This window comes from Citrobacter sp. 21OH12SH02A-Citro, from assembly GCF_027919895.1.
GTDB lineage: Bacteria > Pseudomonadota > Gammaproteobacteria > Enterobacterales > Enterobacteriaceae > Citrobacter > Citrobacter braakii.
This window is the reverse complement of sequence record NZ_CP114801.1, coordinates 1,997,107-2,015,603: the sequence shown is the minus strand read 5'-3', so window position 1 is coordinate 2,015,603 and position 18,497 is coordinate 1,997,107. Positions and strand designations below refer to the sequence as shown.

General features: G+C 50.2%; 20 protein-coding genes. 6 read left to right on the top strand and 14 right to left on the bottom strand.

All coding sequences use genetic code 11. The annotated features are described in order from the left end of the window. Nucleotide 1 precedes the first annotated feature (1 nt). The 4 genes from motB to flhD form a co-directional block, all read right to left on the bottom strand. A complete protein-coding gene (gene motB, locus O6D90_RS09790) occupies nucleotides 2-931 on the bottom strand; it encodes a flagellar motor protein MotB (protein WP_016153441.1) in 930 nt (309 codons plus the stop codon). Continuing rightward, nucleotides 928-1,815 (bottom strand): flagellar motor stator protein MotA, encoded by an 888-nt coding sequence (gene motA / locus O6D90_RS09785; RefSeq protein ID WP_016153442.1) that lies wholly within the window; start codon nucleotides 1,813-1,815, stop codon nucleotides 928-930. Before motA ends, motB begins: the two co-directional genes overlap by 4 nt. A gap of 124 nt (nucleotides 1,816-1,939) precedes the next feature. Further along, on the bottom strand, nucleotides 1,940-2,524 hold the full coding sequence (flhC, locus tag O6D90_RS09780) for a flagellar transcriptional regulator FlhC (RefSeq protein ID WP_085951062.1): 585 nt from the start codon (nucleotides 2,522-2,524) through the stop codon (nucleotides 1,940-1,942). Further along, nucleotides 2,521-2,862: a flagellar transcriptional regulator FlhD gene (flhD, locus tag O6D90_RS09775; RefSeq protein ID WP_016153444.1), complete on the bottom strand. Its 342-nt coding sequence runs from the start codon at nucleotides 2,860-2,862 to the stop codon at nucleotides 2,521-2,523. The genes flhC and flhD overlap by 4 nt, the downstream gene beginning before the upstream one ends. Nucleotides 2,863-3,654: 792 nt before the next feature. Between flhD and uspC the strand changes: the two genes are divergently transcribed. Next, a complete protein-coding gene (gene uspC / locus O6D90_RS09770) occupies nucleotides 3,655-4,083 on the top strand; it encodes a universal stress protein UspC (RefSeq protein ID WP_016153445.1) in 429 nt (142 codons plus the stop codon). A 17-nt stretch (nucleotides 4,084-4,100) separates the two neighbouring features. Here the strand turns inward: uspC and otsA are convergent, their stop codons facing one another. The 6 genes from otsA to O6D90_RS09740 form a co-directional block, all read right to left on the bottom strand. Further along, nucleotides 4,101-5,522, bottom strand: coding sequence for an alpha,alpha-trehalose-phosphate synthase (otsA, locus tag O6D90_RS09765; protein WP_016156814.1), 1,422 nt, complete (start codon nucleotides 5,520-5,522; stop codon nucleotides 4,101-4,103). Next, nucleotides 5,497-6,300 (bottom strand): trehalose-phosphatase, encoded by an 804-nt coding sequence (gene otsB, locus O6D90_RS09760; protein WP_016156815.1) that lies wholly within the window; start codon nucleotides 6,298-6,300, stop codon nucleotides 5,497-5,499. Before otsB ends, otsA begins: the two co-directional genes overlap by 26 nt. 175 nt (nucleotides 6,301-6,475) lie before the next feature. Beyond that, nucleotides 6,476-7,462: an L-arabinose ABC transporter permease AraH gene (gene araH, locus O6D90_RS09755; protein WP_016156816.1), complete on the bottom strand. Its 987-nt coding sequence runs from the start codon at nucleotides 7,460-7,462 to the stop codon at nucleotides 6,476-6,478. A gap of 14 nt (nucleotides 7,463-7,476) precedes the next feature. Further along, entirely contained in the window at nucleotides 7,477-8,991 is a 1,515-nt protein-coding gene (araG, locus tag O6D90_RS09750) for an arabinose ABC transporter ATP-binding protein AraG (protein ID WP_016156817.1), read from the bottom strand. 115 nt (nucleotides 8,992-9,106) lie between these two features. Next, nucleotides 9,107-10,096, bottom strand: coding sequence for an arabinose ABC transporter substrate-binding protein (locus O6D90_RS09745; RefSeq protein ID WP_016156818.1), 990 nt, complete (start codon nucleotides 10,094-10,096; stop codon nucleotides 9,107-9,109). Between the two features lie 315 nt (nucleotides 10,097-10,411). After that, the gene (locus O6D90_RS09740; RefSeq protein ID WP_016156819.1) at nucleotides 10,412-10,969 is read right to left on the bottom strand and encodes a DJ-1/PfpI family protein; all 558 of its coding nucleotides are present in this window, start codon (nucleotides 10,967-10,969) and stop codon (nucleotides 10,412-10,414) included. A gap of 553 nt (nucleotides 10,970-11,522) precedes the next feature. On the opposite strand from O6D90_RS09740, the gene O6D90_RS09735 reads away from it, so the two are divergent. Next, entirely contained in the window at nucleotides 11,523-12,026 is a 504-nt protein-coding gene (locus O6D90_RS09735; protein WP_016153451.1) for a non-heme ferritin-like protein, read from the top strand. A 138-nt stretch (nucleotides 12,027-12,164) separates the two neighbouring features. On the opposite strand, the gene O6D90_RS09730 is transcribed toward O6D90_RS09735, so the two are convergent. Continuing rightward, on the bottom strand, nucleotides 12,165-12,416 hold the full coding sequence (locus O6D90_RS09730; protein WP_016153452.1) for a DUF2766 family protein: 252 nt from the start codon (nucleotides 12,414-12,416) through the stop codon (nucleotides 12,165-12,167). 128 nt (nucleotides 12,417-12,544) lie between these two features. On the opposite strand from O6D90_RS09730, the gene O6D90_RS09725 reads away from it, so the two are divergent. Then, on the top strand, nucleotides 12,545-13,966 hold the full coding sequence (locus tag O6D90_RS09725) for an MFS transporter (RefSeq protein ID WP_016156821.1): 1,422 nt from the start codon (nucleotides 12,545-12,547) through the stop codon (nucleotides 13,964-13,966). 33 nt (nucleotides 13,967-13,999) lie between these two features. On the opposite strand, the gene O6D90_RS09720 is transcribed toward O6D90_RS09725, so the two are convergent. Beyond that, entirely contained in the window at nucleotides 14,000-14,638 is a 639-nt protein-coding gene (locus tag O6D90_RS09720; RefSeq protein WP_016153454.1) for an RpiB/LacA/LacB family sugar-phosphate isomerase, read from the bottom strand. 267 nt (nucleotides 14,639-14,905) lie between these two features. Here O6D90_RS09720 and yecR point away from each other — a divergent pair, with 267 nt between their 5' ends. Together yecR and ftnA are read left to right on the top strand one after the other, a co-directional pair. Then, nucleotides 14,906-15,241 carry a YecR family lipoprotein gene (gene yecR, locus O6D90_RS09715; RefSeq protein ID WP_016156822.1) on the top strand — a complete coding sequence of 112 codons (336 nt, stop codon included), beginning with the start codon at nucleotides 14,906-14,908 and terminating at the stop codon, nucleotides 15,239-15,241. Nucleotides 15,242-15,435: 194 nt separating this feature from the next. Next, entirely contained in the window at nucleotides 15,436-15,933 is a 498-nt protein-coding gene (gene ftnA / locus O6D90_RS09710) for a non-heme ferritin (RefSeq protein ID WP_016153456.1), read from the top strand. Nucleotides 15,934-15,978: 45 nt separating this feature from the next. On the opposite strand, the gene O6D90_RS09705 is transcribed toward ftnA, so the two are convergent. Then, nucleotides 15,979-16,218, bottom strand: coding sequence for a YecH family metal-binding protein (locus O6D90_RS09705; protein ID WP_016153457.1), 240 nt, complete (start codon nucleotides 16,216-16,218; stop codon nucleotides 15,979-15,981). Between the two features lie 225 nt (nucleotides 16,219-16,443). On the opposite strand from O6D90_RS09705, the gene tyrP reads away from it, so the two are divergent. After that, nucleotides 16,444-17,655 carry a tyrosine transporter TyrP gene (gene tyrP, locus O6D90_RS09700; RefSeq protein WP_271143298.1) on the top strand — a complete coding sequence of 404 codons (1,212 nt, stop codon included), beginning with the start codon at nucleotides 16,444-16,446 and terminating at the stop codon, nucleotides 17,653-17,655. A gap of 28 nt (nucleotides 17,656-17,683) precedes the next feature. Here tyrP and O6D90_RS09695 read toward each other — a convergent pair whose 3' ends face one another. Further along, nucleotides 17,684-18,349, bottom strand: coding sequence for a YecA family protein (locus O6D90_RS09695; protein WP_088582990.1), 666 nt, complete (start codon nucleotides 18,347-18,349; stop codon nucleotides 17,684-17,686). Nucleotides 18,350-18,497 lie beyond the last annotated feature (148 nt).

Here is an 18,497-nt window from a genome sequence, read left to right as displayed (position 1 = left end):
ATCACCTCGGATTGGCTGGTGGCGATGTGGGAACGCTTGCCGGCGGGAGTTCCGCTGGCTGTTGTAAGACACTTACCGGCTCATTCTGGCTTTCAGCGTTTTCATGCAAAATGGCCTCTTCCGCCTGCTTATTGAGAACCAGCAGGCTAATACGGCGGTTGATAGCGTCTTCAGGACCGCGATCGCTCAGACGCATCGTGGCGGCCATACCTACCACACGTAATACTTTTCCATCATCCAGACCGCCGCTAACCAGTTCGCGACGCGACGCGTTAGCGCGATCGGCGGACAACTCCCAGTTGCTATACCCTTTTTCACCATTGGCGTAAGGGTAATCATCCGTATGGCCGGAAAGGCTGATTCGATTAGGAATGCCGTTAAGCACTGGCGCTATGGCTCGCAGGATATCGCGCATATACGGTTCCACCTCAGCGCTACCGGTTTTAAACATCGGGCGATTCTGACTGTCGATAATCTGTATCCGCAGCCCTTCCTGAACTAAATCAATTTTCAAATGCGGGCGCAGCGCACGCAGTTTGGGGTCAGATTCAATCAACTGATCGAGATCGCCGCGAAGTTTGCTCAAGCGGCTTTGTTCCATGCGTTTTCTCAGATCATCGATATTCGGCTGCTTGTTCACCTCTCCCTGCTGCTGGGTGTAATCATCCCCGCCGCCTGGAATGGGACTTTGGCTATTCGAAATACGATTTCCCCCGGTTACCGCAGTAGCCAGCGGCGTACGGAAATATTCGGCAATCTGGATCAATTCTTTAGGGCTAGAGATGGAAATGAGCCACATCACCAGAAAGAAGGCCATCATCGCGGTCATAAAATCGGCGTAGGCGATTTTCCACGAACCATGCGCCCCACCACCGTGACCTTTATGCTTGCGTCGCTTTACAACGATAATGGGATGGGCCTGATTTTTCATGCGTCCTCGGTCGTCTGCTGCGCAGTTGGATTTCTCACCGCACGAACATGCTCTTCCAGTTCGATAAACGATGGACGTTCGCTGGAATACAGAGTCTTACGACCAAATTCGACGGCAATTGGCGGCGCGTAACCATTCAGATTGGAGAGCAGAGTTATCTTCACACACTGCATCATTTTGGTGGTTTCAGCGCTTTTCTGGCGCAGAACGCTGGCAAGCGGAGAAATAAATCCATAGGCCAGTAAAATACCGAGGAATGTCCCTACCATGGCATGTGCAATCAGCGAACCCAGTTCAGCCGCCGGACGATCGGCAGAAGCCAGCGCATGGACAACCCCCATGACCGCCGCCACGATCCCGAACGCCGGTAATGAATCCCCCACCATCGCCAGACTGTTGGCCGGGACTTCGGCCTCACTTTCGTGAGTCTCAATCTCTTCATCCATCAGCGCTTCAATTTCAAACGTGTTCATGTTGCCGCTGATGATCAGACGCAGATAATCGACAATGAAATCAAGCATCACGGCATCAGCAAGAATGCGCGGATAGCTGGCGAAAATTTCACTCTCTTTGGGGTTTTCGATATCGCGTTCAAGCGAGAACATGCCCTGCTGACGTGACTTGGCCATCAGGCGATACAACAGCGCCAGCAGATCCATATACATCGCTTTGGTGTATTTTGAACGACGAAAAAGCATCGGGATGGCTTTCATCGTCCCCTTAATGGCTTTCCCGTTATTGCCGACGATGAATGCCCCAATACCCGCGCCACCGATAATCACCAGCTCAGCCGGTTGATAGAGTGCCCCAAGGTGTCCGCCGGTCATCATGTAACCGCCGAAAACTGTACCAATAACAACCAGGTAACCTAATAAGATAAGCACGACATCATCCTTTCGCAATTGACTATGACAGGATGCGCAGTCGGGCAGTTAACTCGAGGTCAGGACAAAAAAAAGCAGCGGTAATCGCTTACCGCTGCTGGAGTGTTTGTCCACACCGTATCAGTTAAACAGCCTGTTCGATCTGTTCATCCAACAGTTGTGGAATAATATCGGCAGCATTCTGGGAAAGTTTACGTCTTTTTACGGCGCGTGATGGCGGTTGGCATAAACTGCAGGCAAAGCTGCCTGCGGGTTGGTGAGCGTGGGTAATAAAATTCCCACCGCAGCAATTGCATCGGGACAACTCCAGCAATCCGCTGTCGACAAAACGCACCAACGTCCATGCGCGAGTTAACGCCAGCAGTGGCCCTTCTTCTGGCTGCGGGCACTGCTCAAGGTATAAACGATACGCTTTGATCACGGCATCCACGCCGCTGCACAAACCAGTTTTGAGCAGGAATTGCCATGCGTTGCAAAACATCGAAGCATGAATGTTTTGTTCCCACGTCATAAACCAGTCGGTGGAGAAAGGCAGCATCCCTTTTGGCGGAGGGCTGCCGCGTAATTCTTTATACAGCTTGATAAGTCGGCCACGGCTTAATTGCGTTTCGCTTTCCAGCATTTGCAAACGGGCGCCCAATGTGATTAATTCCATCGCTAGCTGGATATCACGCGCTTCCTGAACAATGCTTTTTTCGCTCATCATCAAGCCCTTTTCTTGCGCGCTGCTTCATCGATGTCGCTTAACAGTCGCGTTGAAAGCATGATACCGGTATGAATTTGCTGAAGATCGTCAACGCGGGAGTCTTGCGTCAGGCGAGTAACGGTCTGGTGATCGTCGAAACGGAAATGACAGACCAGTTGGTTTGTTTCAGCCAGTTTGACCATTTGTGGAAGTGTTAATGTTGCCAACGTGTCCGCCATTTCTTCGCTGATACCAAGGCGAAACATCGCAGATGCTTTGTCCTGAACGATCAAACGCTGTGCAAGCAATAAATATGACAAATTGATGTCATAGATGTGTTTCAGCAACTCGGATGTATGCATTATTTGCATCCATAATAACCAACATTGTTTTCATGCGGTGAAACCGCACCCCGTGATGTCGCCGGGAAGGCCCGGTAAAAAAAAGCAAAAGGTCAAATACATAGCAGCGTGACGGCACTTACGCGTTGTCTAAACATTCCCTTTTCAGAAAGCCGCGCCCCTTACAAGCTCACATCAATTCTTACAAATGTCTAAGATTTTTCCTAATTCGACGCAACTCTACCCGCCGCCCGTTACACATACAACGTAGCTATGCTGCGAATTTGAAGAATATGTGACATAGATCACATAAACCAGCTAAACACTTAACATAAATCCATCAGCACAGCTTTTACTTTGCTTATTTTTTAATCTCAAGTTCGCCATTTCAATTCCTGACATACGAATATTCTTGCAATAAAAGCGAATAGTATTTTGTTCACAAACGTTAATATCACCTTGTGAAATAGCGAGCTTGATCACATATTTAATGTAAAACACTATTTTAATTAAATCCTTTATAAACAATGACTTAAATATTAAGGGTGATTAATTAATACCGGGTAGTGATAACCCGTTAAATGTTAACTTATGTTAATTTTTAATTAACACATTGTTTTCATTAGCGGTGAGTTTTACTTAAGTAAGCTGAACGTATTTCCAAGTTATATGACGCAATTATTCTATTTATAAGAATAATTAATGAATAAGCATGATGACATTCACACTATCCGGGAAGGAAACGTTGCAGTATGGAGTAAGCCGAGCAATGCTGAGAAACCCTCTCATAATTCTTGAAAAAAGGAGCGAGTTATGAGCTATACACACATTCTTGTGGCCGTTGCCGCCACCCCTGAAAGCCAGCAGTTGTTAGCCAAGGCGGTTTCAATCGCTCGCCCTGTCAACGCTCGTATTAGCCTGATAACCCTGGTCTCAGACCCTGAACTGTATAATCAGTTTGCAGCACCTATGCTGGAGGACCTGCGTGAAGTGATGCAAGAGGAGACTCAGGATTTTATCGACAAGCTCAGCAAAGAAGCACAGTACCCCATTGAGCATACCTTTATTACCTATGGGGCACTGAATGAACATATTCTGGATGTATGCCGTAAACACGCGGTCGATCTGGTCATTTATGGCAACCATAACCACAGCTTCTTTTCGCGCGCATCCTGCTCAGCAAAAAGCGTGATCGGTGCCAGCCACGTGGATGTTCTGCTGGTTCCACTGGCTGGAGATTGACCTGCGTTTTCTGAGCGTTACGCCAGTTTAGTGCAGGGAGAAACGTTGTCTGGCAATGGCTGTTTACTCTGACGTTGGATAACTTTTTCCAGATCGCAAATGAACCTCGCCTGCCAGTTGTCGATATCGTTTTTAATGATAGTTTCGAGCATCTCAGCGTGGCGGGAGATACGCTCAGCAAGCGGCATCGTCAGAGCCTGGTTTAATGCGCCAGCCACTTCGTCGCGGTCATAAGGATTAACAATAAGCGCGGCAGTTAGCTCATTCGCGGCCCCGGCAAATTGCGATAACACCAGCACGCCGGGGTTGGCAGGATCCTGCGCGGCCACGAATTCTTTCGCAACCAGGTTCATACCATCTCGCAGCGGCGTCACCAGCCCTACATCAGAGTAGCGGAAGATTTTCATCAGCAATTTACGATCAAAGTACTGGTTCAGATAATAGAGCGGCGTCCAGCCCAACTGCCCATATTTACCGTTAATCCTCCCCGCTTCAGTCTCCAGTTGGTGCCGAATATCCTGGTAGGCCTGCACCTCTTCACGCGAAGTTGGCGCTATCTGGGTGTAGCGAATTTTACCATGGTGCTGCGGATAGTGTTCCAGCAGAGCCTCATAGGCCTGAAAGCGCTCCGGCAAACCTTTAGAATAATCCAGACGCTCAACGGAGAAGATATTCTGCACATTTTTAAGTTCTGCTTTCAGTTGCGCCAGCTTCGGCGGCAAAGGGCCGGAAGCCTGACGGGCGATCTCATCCGGCTCAATACCGATGGGATAGACCTGGGTACGAAACGCTTTTCCCCATGCACGGTGGTGTTGCTCGCTCTGAGTGGTTACCTGAGTCTGGGCTGCCAGACAATCCAGAAAAGCCTGACGATCGTTTTCGGTCTGGAAACCGAGTAAATCAAAGTCACACATCTGCTCAAGTAGCGTCTGATGTGGGGGTAAGGCATTAAAGATTTCCGGCGTCGGAAAAGGGATATGCAGGAAAAAACCGATACGGTTATTCACGCCGCGTTTACGCAGCTCGCTGGCAAACGGCAACAGATGGTAATCATGAACCCAGATTATGTCGTCATCGTTGAGCAGCGGCAGCAGTTTATCTACCAGCAAGGCATTCACCCGCTGATAGCCCTCCCATGCAGGACGCTGAAACTGCACCAAATCGAGGCGATAATGAAATGCAGGCCATAAAACCGCATTAGAAAACTGGCAGTAATACTCTTCGTAATCCTGTTCACTCAAATTAAACGAAGCCCAGGTAATGTTGCCACGCGTGACTTTTTTTAATGGTTTGTCCTCATTACCCGTGTCGCCACTCCAGCCAAACCACAGGCCACCAGCAGCCTTCAACGCGCCAAGCACACCGACGGCAAGCCCACCTGCGCTCCCTTTGTCATCGGGTGAGGCGATACGATTAGATACTACGACTAAACGACTCATAGCCACCTCTTCTGTTATTCGTTGCTTTCGATTCTTGCTGCGAAGAGTTAATTTGTTCCAGCCAGTGCCAGACATCACTCACGCCATCCAGACGCCATGTCGCCTGCGTCGCTCCATTCCCCACCTTCACGGAAATGCCCCCTGCGCGATTAACCACGCCAAATCCTGTTTCGTCCGTCAGATCGTCACCAAAAAAAACGGGGATCCGTCCGGCAAAAGGTGCTTCCTGCATAAATGCGGCAATTGCGTCGCCTTTGTTCGTACCCTTTGGTTTTATCTCCACAACGCATTTTCCGTGCTGTAAAGCCAACTGCGGCCATCTGTGCGTGATGCGCTCAGCCAGATTAATTAGCGCCGCTTCATGTTCTGGGGCCTGGCGATAGTGCAGTGCGAACGCCATCCCTTTTGCTTCAAGCGTTGTACCCGGCATCGTCGCCAAGGCGGTACTTAATAGCTCTCCTGCTTCGCGCTCTATTGCCGCAGCCAGGCGCACTATATGAGTTTGACCATTGATGTCACGGCGCTCTGCCCCATGCACTCCGGCGAGCGGAAAACGAAAGGGAGTGGTAAGCGCGTCAAGCTCAGCCATCGAGCGCCCTGAAATCAATGCCAGCGCACCCGCATTATGCGTCGCCAACTGATGTAATAACTGCAGGATTGTCTGAGGGACAACGACCTGGTCTGGATAAGGTTTGATCTCAGCCAGTGTTCCATCGAGATCAAAAAAATAAGCACAGCTTGCAGATTGTTCAGGGGGTAAGATCAGTGATGCTGTCACCCGGTTATCCTCCTCATCATGGTCTGTACGCCGCGCGGATCGCGCCGTATATATGATGTATGACGGATATAAGTATAGACAGTGTGACCATGCTCGCCATTTGGAAAAACAATCGCCAGCCGGGTAGCGGCTGGCGATGAGCTAAAGCTAGACTAAAAAGTTGGGGTTAAAATCATCAAACAGTACGCTTCGCTTTTTGCTTGTAACGGTCGAAGATCACCGCCGCCAGCAGGATCAGACCACGTACGACATACTGTGCGAACGGAGAGATGTTCAGCAGGTTCATTGCATTCTCAACCGTTCCCAGAATCAACACTCCGGCTACCACATATGAGATTTTTCCGATGCCGCCTTTAAGCGAAACGCCCCCTAACACGCACGCGGAAATCACGATCAGCTCATAGCCGATTGAGGTCATTGGCTGGCCGCTGGTCATACGTGATGCGAGGATAATCCCGGCGATGGCGGATACCAGCCCGGACAGAATAAAGATAATAATTTTGGTACGAACGACCGGAACCCCAGCCAGACGTGCCGCCTCTTCATTCCCCCCAATGGCCAGCGTGTTACGACCAAACGTGGTTTTATTGAGCAGTAAGCCAAAAACGATGAAACAGACGACCGTGATCCAGATAGGTGCCGGCAGACCAAACCAGTTGGCGTAGCCGAGAGTGAAGAAGCACTCGTCTTCAATCCCTACCGCCTTACCGTCGGAAATAATGTAGGCCAGACCACGCACAATCTGCATCGTCGCAAGGGTCGTGATCAGGGCGTTAATTTTCAGCCGCGCAATCACGAACCCATTCACCAGACCACATAGAATACCGAGCAGTAGCCCGGCAGCCACGCCAATCCACAGGCTTTCGGTCATATTAATGACCACGGCTGTAGTGACCCCGGCGCAGGCAATCACGGAGGCAACGGACAGGTCAAAGTCACCGGATGCCAGGCAAAACAGCATCCCACACGCGACCATACCCGACATCGATACCGCCAGCCCCAGCCCCTTCATGTTGATGAAAGTGGCAAAGTTAGGCACAAAGAGGGAACAAACCAGGAACAGCGCGGCGAACACGACCAGCATCCCGTATTGATCCCAAATGCGACCAAGATTTAGCGCCGACTTTGCAGCACCTGAACCCGATGTTGAAACGGAAGACATCATTCTCTCCTTATTCAGGCTACAGCCTGGCTAACTTTTGGCATAGCAAGGCTTAACGCCTGGCGCTCATCCGCCTGTTCATGAAGTAACTCACCGGCAATTTCGCCTTCTCTCATCACCACAATACGGTCGGCGACACCGAGCACTTCTGGCAGATCGCTGGAAGCAAACAGCACGGCCACGCCGCGCGCCGCGAGGGCATAAATCACGTTATAAATTTCATGCTTGGCGCCCACATCAATACCGCGTGTAGGTTCGTCCAGCAAAATCACTTTCATCTCTTCCGATAACCAACGGCCGAGAATAGCCTTCTGTTGATTACCCCCGGAGAGGTTCATAATCAGTTGCTCCGCGCCCGGCGTTTTAATATTGAGTGAGCGAATATGGTGATCGGCATTGGTCTCTTCCCAGCCGTTGTTGATCACGCATCCGCCCAGAACATGTTTACGACGGGCACTGATGTTGATGTTGTTACGCACCGAATGGACCGGAATGATCCCTTCAGCCTTGCGATCTTCCGGGCACAGCATCATCCCCGCTTCAATGGCGTGGCTCGGTTTACGGATATCAATAGGCTGTTCATCGATAAACACCTGGCCTGCCGTGATACGCGTGCCGCCAAACAGACCTTTCATTAATTCGCTACGTCCGGCGCCCACCAGTCCAAACAATCCGACAATTTCACCACTGCGCACTGATAAACTGATCGGGGTACGCACGCCTGGGGCTTTGACGTCATGCAAACGCAGGCGCTCTGCACCATAAGGTCTGGATTTCCAGCCATAAATATCACCGAGGTCGCGTCCGACCATCGCCTGCACCAGCGCGTCGTGATCGACCTGCTGCATATCCGTGAACGTTTTGACGTAATGACCATCTTTAAACACGGTGATGGCATCGCTAAGGGCAAAGATCTCCTCCATACGGTGCGAAACGTACAGGATGATGCGCCCTTCGTTGCGTAGCTCACGGATGACGCGAAACAGATTCTCAATCTCGCGCGCTGAAAGGGAGCTGGTCGGTTCATCAAACGCGATAATTTTGGCGTTGCGCGCCAGCGCTTTCGCAATCTCCACCATCTGCCATTGACCAATGGAGAGGTATTTCAACGGCGTATCGGGATCGATATCCATGCCCAGATGCTTAAGCTGGAGACCCGCTTCATAGTTCAGCAGCGAGCGGTTCACAATCCCGCCTTTGTGCGGCATCTGCCCTAAATAAATATTCTCGGCAACGGTCATTTCCGGGACGAGATGCAGCTCCTGGTAAATAATGGCAACACCGGCGTTCAGCGCGGCATTGGTGTCCGCAAACGAAACCTCTTGTCCGCGGATCGCCAAAGATCCCGTCGTTGGCGCATAGTTGCCGCTGAGAATTTTTAATAGTGTTGATTTCCCGGCACCATTTTCGCCCATCAGCGCATGCACCTGACCGGCATAGCAGTCGAAACTGATATCCGTGAGCGCTTTAACGCCGGGGAACGTTTTGCCAATGCCGCGAAATGAGAGATACGGGGTAGACTGTTGCATAACGTCTCCGTGAGTCAGATCTTTATGCCGGATAGCGGCTTTGCCTTATCCGGCCTACTGAGTACGCAATTCGTAGGCCGGATAAGACGCGTTGGCGTCGCATCCGGCATTTGTGTTATTTACCGCCTAAGCCTTTCTTCGCCAGTTCTTCTTTAAAGTTATCGCGGGTAATCAGCACCACATCCGTCACTTCAGTAAACGCCGGTGGCTCTGCACCTTTCGTTACCCAGTTGTAGAGCATCTCACTTGATTTGTAGCCGTGAACGTCCGGGCTTGGCAGGAGTGAACCGTAGAACCCGGTCGCTTCGCCTTTGGAGAGTTCGCTCACGGCATCAACGCCGTTGATGCCGATACCAATGACATTCGGCGCTTTGAAGCCCTGCCCTTCGGTCGCACGTACGCCGCCCAGCACGGTGTTGTCGTTCATGCCAACAATCAGCCAGTGTTTGACTTCAGGGTGCTGAACCAGCATGGAGTTAGCGGCATCGAATGCCCCGGGGATATCATTCGATTTAGTGGGGACCTGGTAGATCTGTTTTTCCGGGAAGCCAGCGGCTTTAAGCGCGTCCATTGAACCCGATGTACGGCGACGCGCGGTATCGAGTTCATTCGCGGTAATGGCCATTACGGCTGTGGATTTCACATCCCAACCGCGCTTTTGCATCTCCTTATACAGCTCCTGGCCCTGGCGCTCACCAATTTTGGTTGCAGCCATCATCACCAACGGCACGGTATCCATCGGCTTACCTTTGGCGTTAGCAAACTGGTCATCGACGGCAATGACTTTCATATCGTAGCCACGCGCCTTGGCCATAATGGCAGGCCCGAGTTTGGGGTCCGGCGTACAAATCACAAACCCTTTTGCGCCACTTGCAGCCAGGCTGTCGATGGCGTTAAGGGTCTTCTCACCATCCGGGACGGCAATTTTAATCACCTCAAAGCCAAGGTCTTTACCGGCTTTATCGGCAAATTTCCATTCAGTCTGGAACCACGGTTCTTCCGGTTGTTTGACCAGGAAACCGAGCTTCATGGATTCAGCGATAGCGGATTGTGACATAATGGCAGCCAGACCGATGGCAGCCAGCGCTTTAGTGAATTTGTGCATGGTTAACTCCAGCTTTAACGTTCTTTTATGTAGGGTAAAATCAGACGATTTTTTGTAATTCGGACGTAAAACAAGGCATTACCTTTTAGTGATAAGATCAATGCCAGTGCTGAGAGTAGTTTTAGCGGGAAATTGATTCTCCATAAGAGAGCGGCATCACACCACAGAATTACAGTAATTGCGTACATAAATTCAGCGGGAAATGACATAAAAAAACGCGGTTTTGACGACGGGAAAAAAGAGGGATAGCAGATTAATCCATAACATCAGCTAACGAATCCTTGTTCCCGAATACCGAAGCATTCGGGAACATGATTACCATCGGTAATAAATGTGGTCAGCGTGATCGCGAACCGGAATGTCATCTCCCAGCAGGCGCGCCGCAAGCGTCAATGCAAAATCGAAAATATGCCCTAACCCTTTGCCGCTGATCAGATTGCCATCTTCAACAACCGGCGCATCGATATATTCCCCGTCCGTGACGTTTTGCCACAGATCTCCTGAGCAAACATAGCGACGCCCCTTCAGCAGACCGTTGCCGCCCAACACGCGCGCGGCCGCAGAACATACCGGGCAAATGAGCTTTCCTGCCTGATCATGACGAGATACAAACTGGATGACCGCATCACTGGCGGCAAGATTAACGCTGCCCTGCGGCCCGCCTGGCAATACGACGGCATCGTAGAGATATGTCTGGCGCGCGGCCAACGTGCTATCCATTACCATCGGTACGTCATGATAACTCACCACCGCACGTGACTCTGCGCAGGCCAGGGTTTCGACTTCGATATTCAGGCGACGCAGAATATCCAGGGTAACAATCGCCTCCGCCTCTTCAAAACCGGGTGCCAGCAGCACCGCAACCTTCTTCATATGTAACTCCTTGCTTAATCCACATAAACGAAACAATTAATGACGACCAGTGCAGACTGTTAAATTTCTCAATTTGATTAAAACTGATCTGGCGCAAAAAATTAGCCATCAGATAATTTGTACTAATCCATCCCGATCGTGAAATTGCCTTTCAACTTGGGCAGATAATCATCAGATGCCAGACAATACCTTATTGTGGAATTTAATTTTGTGATATGAAACACCATTTCATTATCATGAAAATCATTTAATAACATAAATTTCAACCTCTTACATTCATGTCATCTATATGCCAAAACAGCAGAAGCATGAATACTGTTATGACAATATGTAAAAAAACATAAATACGCAGATTTAAGGATTTTCTTATACCAGGGCAAGCGTTATGCTGAATCTCGATCGGAGCGAATATAATTCGTGATCACTAAAGGACCGGCGGAACGGATTTATTCTGCTAACAGTTTTAATTGTACGTAGAGGTGAAGTGCAGCGGCAGCCCGCTGTACTGGCGTGAGTAACGTACATCCCCCTTTCTGGAAATAAGGATATTGATATGGCTGCAGTTGGAATTGTTCATAAACTCAATACACAAATGAATCTCGAGTTCTACGCCTCGAATCTTTACCTGCATCTCAGCGAATGGTGCTACGAGCATAGCCTGACAGGTACAGCCACGTTTCTACGCACGCAGGCGCAGGGTAACGTGACTCAAATGATGCGTATGTTCAATTTTATGAAAAGTGCCGGGGCTAATCCCATCGTCAAGGCCATGGATGTGCCGGGTGATGAACTGAGTTCCCTTGAAGAATTGTTTCAGAAAACGTTGGATGAATATCAGCAGCGTTCGAGTAAGCTCTCGCGTTTAACCAATGAAGCTGAAGCATTAAACGATGCGCCAACCATTGATTTTCTTCACGACCTGGAAAAAGAGCAGCAGCAGGATGGCGTGCTGTTACAGACGATTCTTGATGAAGTCCGCAGCGCCAAACGCGCGGGGTTGTGCATGGCGCAAACCGATAAGCACTTGCTCAACGTCGTTAACTACCAGCATCACTAATCTTCAGTTTTCATCGCGTTAATGCCGGATAGCGATGCTGCGCACCTTATCCGGTCAACCTCTGATTTTCCCTGGCACGCGCCTCCCATTCTGCGAGGCGCAAAAAAACCTTTCTAAAACCTGAAACAACGGTTTATTTTAGTGGGATTCATTCTGCGGCGTGAATTTCAACTCGATCAAGGCAACCGCTTTTTGTATTGCGCGCATAGTGACCGGATCGGCCCCTGCAGGATGGCTGGAAAAATCGATGTTTTTCAGTTGGCTGGACATTTTTTCCCGAACTTCTACCGGGGCAATAACATCAAGAACATCCAGAATTTGCTTGATAACCAGCTGACAGGCAACAACGTCCGAGAGCAGTTCCTGATCGGCATTCAATGTTTGGGACATAGTGAGCTCCTTATAGAAAGGTCGTCATAGTACCTATTCAGCGATCGAAACGATAGCCGCGCACACATTACAAATGCGCTGAAAATAAAAAAGGTCCAGTCAGTTTCTTTTGAGATGGCAAGCACAACATGAGTGAACAGTTAGCGGTTGAGAACCAACGCGGTCTTTCCCCGGCAGCATTACTTGTTGCCGGGGCTTTCTTTATGGAATTTATTGACGGCACGGTGATTGCCACAGCCCTACCCGACATGGCCAAAAGCTTTGGCGTACAGGCGGTAGACCTGAACATTGGTATCAGCGCCTACTTGATCACCCTCGCGGTGCTTATCCCCGCCAGCGGCTGGATTGCGGATCGCTTCGGCGCCCGAAAAGTGTTTACCCTGGCGCTGGCGATTTTTACTCTCGCTTCGGTTTTATGCGGTTTGTCCGAAAGCCTTGAGAGCTTTGTAGCAATGCGAATTTTACAGAGTGTAGGTGGCGCGCTAATGGTTCCTGTTGGCCGTCTCGCGGTACTGCGCACCACGCCTAAACATCAGCTGCTCACCGCCATTGCGACCCTGACCTGGCCCGCGTTAGTCGCGCCTATCATCGGGCCACCGCTTGGAGGATTCATTACCAGCTATGCTAACTGGCGTTGGATCTTCTTTATTAACGTACCGCTGGGAGTTTTGGCGATCGCGCTGGCGCTACGTTTTATCCCAGATATTCATGACGACGAGCGCCGTCCATTTGATATAGCGGGTTTTATCGCGACCTCAGTTGCGATGGTTAGCCTGGTGTATGCCATGGAGTTACTGGGAACCCAGCAGCCGCAGGGCTGGCTAACCGCCGGGCTGCTGGCGCTAGGAACCGTGACCTTTCTGTTTGCCCTGCATCATTTTCGTCGCACTACCTGGCCGATGATTCGTCTTGATGCCATGAGCGTCCCTACTTTTCGCGTCACCCTGTACGGCGGGTCGCTATTTCGAGCCTCTATTAGCGCTGTACCATTTCTGCTGCCGTTAATGTTCCAGGTCGGTTTTGGCATGAACGCTTTTCACGCGGGTTCGCTGGTTCTGGCGGTGTTTGTGGGCAATCTGACGATAAAACCTGCCACCACGCCGTTGATACGCTGGCTGGGCTTTAAGAAACTACTGTTAATCAACGGTGCGCTAAACGTCCTGGCGCTGTTGGCCTGTGCATTAATTACGCCGCAGACCCCGGTGTGGGTTATTTTGTTGGTGTTGTATCTGGGCGGCGTGTTCCGCTCAATTCAGTTTACCGGCATCAGCACGCTTGCCTTTGCGGACGTCCCCGGACCACAAATGAGCTACGCCAATACGCTGTTCAGTACGGCAACACAATTAGCGGTAGGCTTGGGCATTTCGTTGGCCGCTATCGGGATCCGTATCGGTGATGAGGTGAGTGAATGGCTGGCGTTAGGCAATATTCCGGGGATCAGTTTCCGGCTGGCCTTTGTCGCTATTGCGATTATTTGTCTGGTAGGTATGGTTGATACGCTGCGGCTTGCCCATGATGCTGGAAGCGCGGTATCTAGCAAGAACAAATAGCCCGGCAAGCGAACACCGCCGGGCCAACAGGATTTAGCCAACTATCTCGCGTACAAACGCTTCGATCGCTTTGTCCTGGCAGTTTTCAAAGAAGCACTGCTGGAAGCGCGGACCAGATACGGCGGTTTTTACCAGTTCAGGATCGATAGCGCGCAGAGTGTCCAGATAGTTTTCTTTTACCACCGCCGCTTTCACCTGGTTCAGGATCCCCGCGTTACGCACCTGCGGCTCTTTACGCTCTGGTGGATACCCTTCGCCGTTACGACCAGTGAATGCTTTTTCAAACATATAGCGCACATTCAGCTCAGCACCCCAGCCAAAACCTTTGGCGAATGCCAGAGAAAGCGCATTCCCGTTGTTGATCTGAGAGAACAAGAATGCGTCTGCCGGATCGAGACAGTAACCACACACCACGCCCGGATGAATATTCAGTGACATCATTGCCCCCTGACCCGTACCGCAACCCGTAACCACAAAATCCACGGCTTTGGAATTGAGCAGGATGCTGGCCATAATCCCTAAATGGATGTAGGTCAGATGATGGTCATTTTCGTCGCTCATCCCGACGTTATACACTGGAAAACCTTTCTCATCCGCAACGGCTTTAAGCTCGTTATGAATGATGGCATTTTTGCTTGCCTGGCTGTTTTCCATCATCAATGCAATTTTCATTCTGTAATCTCCTGAATGCGCTGCGGAGGCCCGCTGAAAGTCATAACATTCAGGCCACATTACTATTTTGCAAACTCACTTTCAAATTTAATGAAATTTTGTTTTATAAAATAATGAGGTGCTCACATTTTTCCTGAGACAGCTCAGAATAGCCTCAATAAAATGACGTCGTTGCGATTAATCGCAGGTGATCTTCAGGCTATTCAAGCCATTGATGCGCCCCACATATGCCATGATAGCCTATCTCCGAACTTTCAGAGCGATCACATGAAGACCTTTATCCTTGCCCTTTTGCCGCTCGTGCTGACAGGATGCACTATTACTAAACAGGCGCAGGTCAGCGAAGCCAGTGCCATCACCGGCGTCGTTCGCCTGACCTACAACCAGGCCATGCTACAAACGGCGCGTACCGATAACTACGTGACCCAAGGCACAGCCACCAAAGAGTGTCAGCGCCTGGGTTATGCCAACGCCATGGCGTTTGGTCAGCCGGTATCAACCTGTAGCGTATATGCCGGTTCTCTGTGTTTAAATACCAAAATCACGCTCGCCTGGCAGTGTCACGGCGTTGCGGTATCCCAATCGCCTGCCTTCAATTATTAATATTTTCGACCAGCACATTATTGCTGGTCTTCTGCCTTTTCATTATTTATATTCTCCGCTTAATAGCGTTAATGCGTTTTATTCCCATTCGCATTTTTAATAAATAAATTTATTATTTTACCTTTTGCAAATAATTAAATAACAAATTATAGTGACGCCACGCTAATATATAATAACGTTTGTGGAGCACAACCATGCTGAAAACAGAAATGATCGACCAACTGAATGAGCAAATGAACCTTGAATTATATTCATCTCTGCTCTACCAACAGATGAGCGCGTGGTGCAGCTATCACAGCTTTGAAGGTGCCGCCGCGTTCCTGCGCCGTCACGCCCAGGAAGAGATGACGCATATGCAGCGTCTGTTTGACTACCTGACCGATACCGGCAGCTTGCCGTGTATTAACACCGTTCCTTCCCCCTTTGCTGAATATGCGTCTCTGGACGAACTGTTCCGTGTTACTTACGAACACGAGCAGTTGATCACCCAGAAAATTAATGAGCTGGCACACGCGGCAATGACCCACCAGGATTATCCGACGTTTAATTTCCTGCAATGGTATGTTGCCGAGCAGCATGAAGAAGAAAAATTATTTAAATCTGTCATTGATAAGTTATCGCTGGCAGGGAAAAGTGGCGAAGGTCTTTATTTCATCGATAAAGAACTGGCTACGCTTGATACACAGAATTAATGTTGTGGGGTAATGAAGGCAACCCGCCATCATTACCCGCTAAAATCAGTGACGGCAGATCTTGCTTTCGTGCGTAGAGAAGCCGTCTTCTTTTGCAATAAACTTTCCCTTCGCCGCTAAAAACGCCACCAGCTCAGCTGCCGACATATCCGCCGCAGAACAGGTGTGAAAACGAGCCTGCTCGCCAAACCGTGCCGTTATCGCCGCTTCAAGGCTGGCATTTGAATACTGCTCGCCAGATTCAATCATCATGTTGAGCACTTCGTGACCGTGAATAGATTCCATACTACCTCCTCAATAAAGTCCGTAGCCTAATGTGAACGGCACGGCCTTGCTTTGCGCTAACGCAGGTTTACCCGCAGATAAATATCATTTGTGATACATCTTAACGCGCCAAACATCGTAAAGATTAATGTACATTCATTGTAACGGTGATTTGACGAAAATAGCGTTTTGCCTTAACCTGCGCCGCAGATATAACCGTTGATTATCTCTGGGACAGAGGAAAGCGTGAAAAACAGAACCCTGGGTAGTATTTTTATCGTGGCGGGAACCACGATTGGTGCCGGTATGTTGGCAATGCCGCTGGCCGCGGCAGGCGTGGGGTTTAGCGTCACGCTGGTATTGTTAGTGAGTCTTTGGGCGCTAATGTGCTACACCGCTCTGTTGCTGCTTGAAGTGTATCAACACGTACCGGCAGACACCGGGTTGGGTACGCTGGCAAAACGTTATCTTGGTCGCTACGGACAATGGGTAACGGGCTTTAGCATGATGTTTTTAATGTACGCGTTGACGGCAGCGTATATCAGTGGCGCTGGTGAGTTGCTGGCTTCCAGCATCAGCGACTGGACCGGGACAACGCTCTCCCCGACAACAGGCGTACTGCTGTTCACCTTTGTTGCCGGTGGCGTGGTTTGCGTTGGCACATCTTTGGTCGATCTGTTCAACCGCCTGTTGTTCAGTGCCAAGATAATCTTTCTGGTGGTGATGCTGGCCCTGTTAATGCCGCATATCCATAAAGTAAACCTGCTTACGTTGCCGCTTCAGCAGGGGCTGGCACTTTCTGCAATCCCGGTTATCTTCACTTCGTTCGGTTTTCACGGCAGCGTCCCCAGTATCGTCAGCTATATGAACGGTAACATCCGTAAACTGCGTTGGGTGTTTATCACCGGTAGTGCCATTCCGCTAGTCGCCTATATCTTCTGGCAACTGGCCACGCTTGGCAGTATTAACTCCTCAACGTTCATGGGGCTGTTAGCCAACCACGCTGGTTTAAACGGTTTATTACAAGCATTACGTGAAGTCGTGGCTTCGCCGCACGTCGAACTGGCGGTGCATCTGTTTGCCGACCTTGCGCTGGCAACCTCTTTCCTCGGCGTCGCATTGGGATTATTTGACTACCTGGCCGACCTCTTCCAGCGCCGCAATACCGTAGCAGGAAGAATGCAAACCGGCGTGGTGACCTTCCTGCCGCCGCTGGCATTCGCGCTGTTCTATCCGCGTGGTTTCGTCATGGCCCTGGGGTATGCGTGCGTTGCCCTGGCGGTGCTGGCGCTGCTCATTCCCTCGATGCTGGCATGGCAGAGCAGAAAACAGAATCCACAGGCTAAATATCGCGTGGCAGGGGGTGCTCCGGCGCTGGCGCTGGTATTTTTGTGCGGCATTGTGGTGATAGCCGTACAGTTTTCTACTGTAGCAGGATTACTACCGGAAGTGGGTTAAAACAAAAGGGGCTTAACGCCCCTTTTTCTTAATGCAAACAACACTGCTTATATTTTTTACCGCTACCGCACGGACAAGGGTCATTGCGCCCTACTTTGGCATCCACTTTGACCGGTACTTTAACCGGCGTTTCCTGAGGATGCGCCATCCAGTAAGCATGCAGATCCAGCGCCGCCAGGCGGATGGCATCCACGCTATCTTCGAACGCTTCTGGCGTCATTTTCTCAACGACCGCAAAGTTTTCTTCCGTACCGTGCAGCGCAATAGCCTCGAGCGCCGGTTTTAACGAGTCTGGTAACGCGGACCAGTCCGACAGCGCGACGCCGCGCATATAACCAAAACACCACTCTTCAACGATGGTCAGTTCATGCTCGTCAATTTCACGCAAACCAAACAGCGGCTCAAACTGCTCAGGATATTCATCCAGGCGATCGGCCGTATCCGCCATATGTTGAAACGCCAGGTTCATGAAACGCGTCATTTCTTTTTCGGAGGACCAGCGAGGAACATACTGCGCGCCGCCCCAAATAGCGACCAGCCACTGCTCCGGTTCAATTTCATACGGTGAACTCAGTACCGCCGTCAGTAAACCATCCAGTTCTGACACATCCAGAATAGCCTTATCTGTATTGTACTTAGTCAGTACATCATCCAGCCATTCCAGTTCGCTCTCGTTTAATGGTCCCGTTTTCATAACGCTTTTCCTTAGTCAAAAAATCTTGCCTGTGATCATCCTACATGGCTGGAGGGATAACAGATATAAATGGGCATTTGCGGCTTACAGCAGCCGCCTGTTCAGGTTAACAGGAAAAGAGGGGAATTCCGGTAGTTAACGCACAAAA

What these genes read in the sequence shown, in the direction of transcription:
- motB (WP_016153441.1), bottom strand. Translation starts at nt 931, where the DNA reads ATGAAAAATCAGGCCCATCCCATTATCGTTGTAAAGCGACGCAAGCAT.
- flhD (WP_016153444.1), bottom strand. Translation starts at nt 2,862, where the DNA reads ATGCATACATCCGAGTTGCTGAAACACATCTATGACATCAATTTGTCA.
- uspC (WP_016153445.1), top strand. Translation starts at nt 3,655, where the DNA reads ATGAGCTATACACACATTCTTGTGGCCGTTGCCGCCACCCCTGAAAGC.
- otsA (WP_016156814.1), bottom strand. Translation starts at nt 5,522, where the DNA reads ATGAGTCGTTTAGTCGTAGTATCTAATCGTATCGCCTCACCCGATGAC.
- araH (WP_016156816.1), bottom strand. Translation starts at nt 7,462, where the DNA reads ATGTCTTCCGTTTCAACATCGGGTTCAGGTGCTGCAAAGTCGGCGCTA.
- araG (WP_016156817.1), bottom strand. Translation starts at nt 8,991, where the DNA reads ATGCAACAGTCTACCCCGTATCTCTCATTTCGCGGCATTGGCAAAACG.
- O6D90_RS09745 (WP_016156818.1), bottom strand. Translation starts at nt 10,096, where the DNA reads ATGCACAAATTCACTAAAGCGCTGGCTGCCATCGGTCTGGCTGCCATT.
- O6D90_RS09740 (WP_016156819.1), bottom strand. Translation starts at nt 10,969, where the DNA reads ATGAAGAAGGTTGCGGTGCTGCTGGCACCCGGTTTTGAAGAGGCGGAG.
- O6D90_RS09735 (WP_016153451.1), top strand. Translation starts at nt 11,523, where the DNA reads ATGGCTGCAGTTGGAATTGTTCATAAACTCAATACACAAATGAATCTC.
- O6D90_RS09730 (WP_016153452.1), bottom strand. Translation starts at nt 12,416, where the DNA reads ATGTCCCAAACATTGAATGCCGATCAGGAACTGCTCTCGGACGTTGTT.
- O6D90_RS09725 (WP_016156821.1), top strand. Translation starts at nt 12,545, where the DNA reads ATGAGTGAACAGTTAGCGGTTGAGAACCAACGCGGTCTTTCCCCGGCA.
- O6D90_RS09720 (WP_016153454.1), bottom strand. Translation starts at nt 14,638, where the DNA reads ATGAAAATTGCATTGATGATGGAAAACAGCCAGGCAAGCAAAAATGCC.
- yecR (WP_016156822.1), top strand. Translation starts at nt 14,906, where the DNA reads ATGAAGACCTTTATCCTTGCCCTTTTGCCGCTCGTGCTGACAGGATGC.
- ftnA (WP_016153456.1), top strand. Translation starts at nt 15,436, where the DNA reads ATGCTGAAAACAGAAATGATCGACCAACTGAATGAGCAAATGAACCTT.
- O6D90_RS09705 (WP_016153457.1), bottom strand. Translation starts at nt 16,218, where the DNA reads ATGGAATCTATTCACGGTCACGAAGTGCTCAACATGATGATTGAATCT.
- O6D90_RS09695 (WP_088582990.1), bottom strand. Translation starts at nt 18,349, where the DNA reads ATGAAAACGGGACCATTAAACGAGAGCGAACTGGAATGGCTGGATGAT.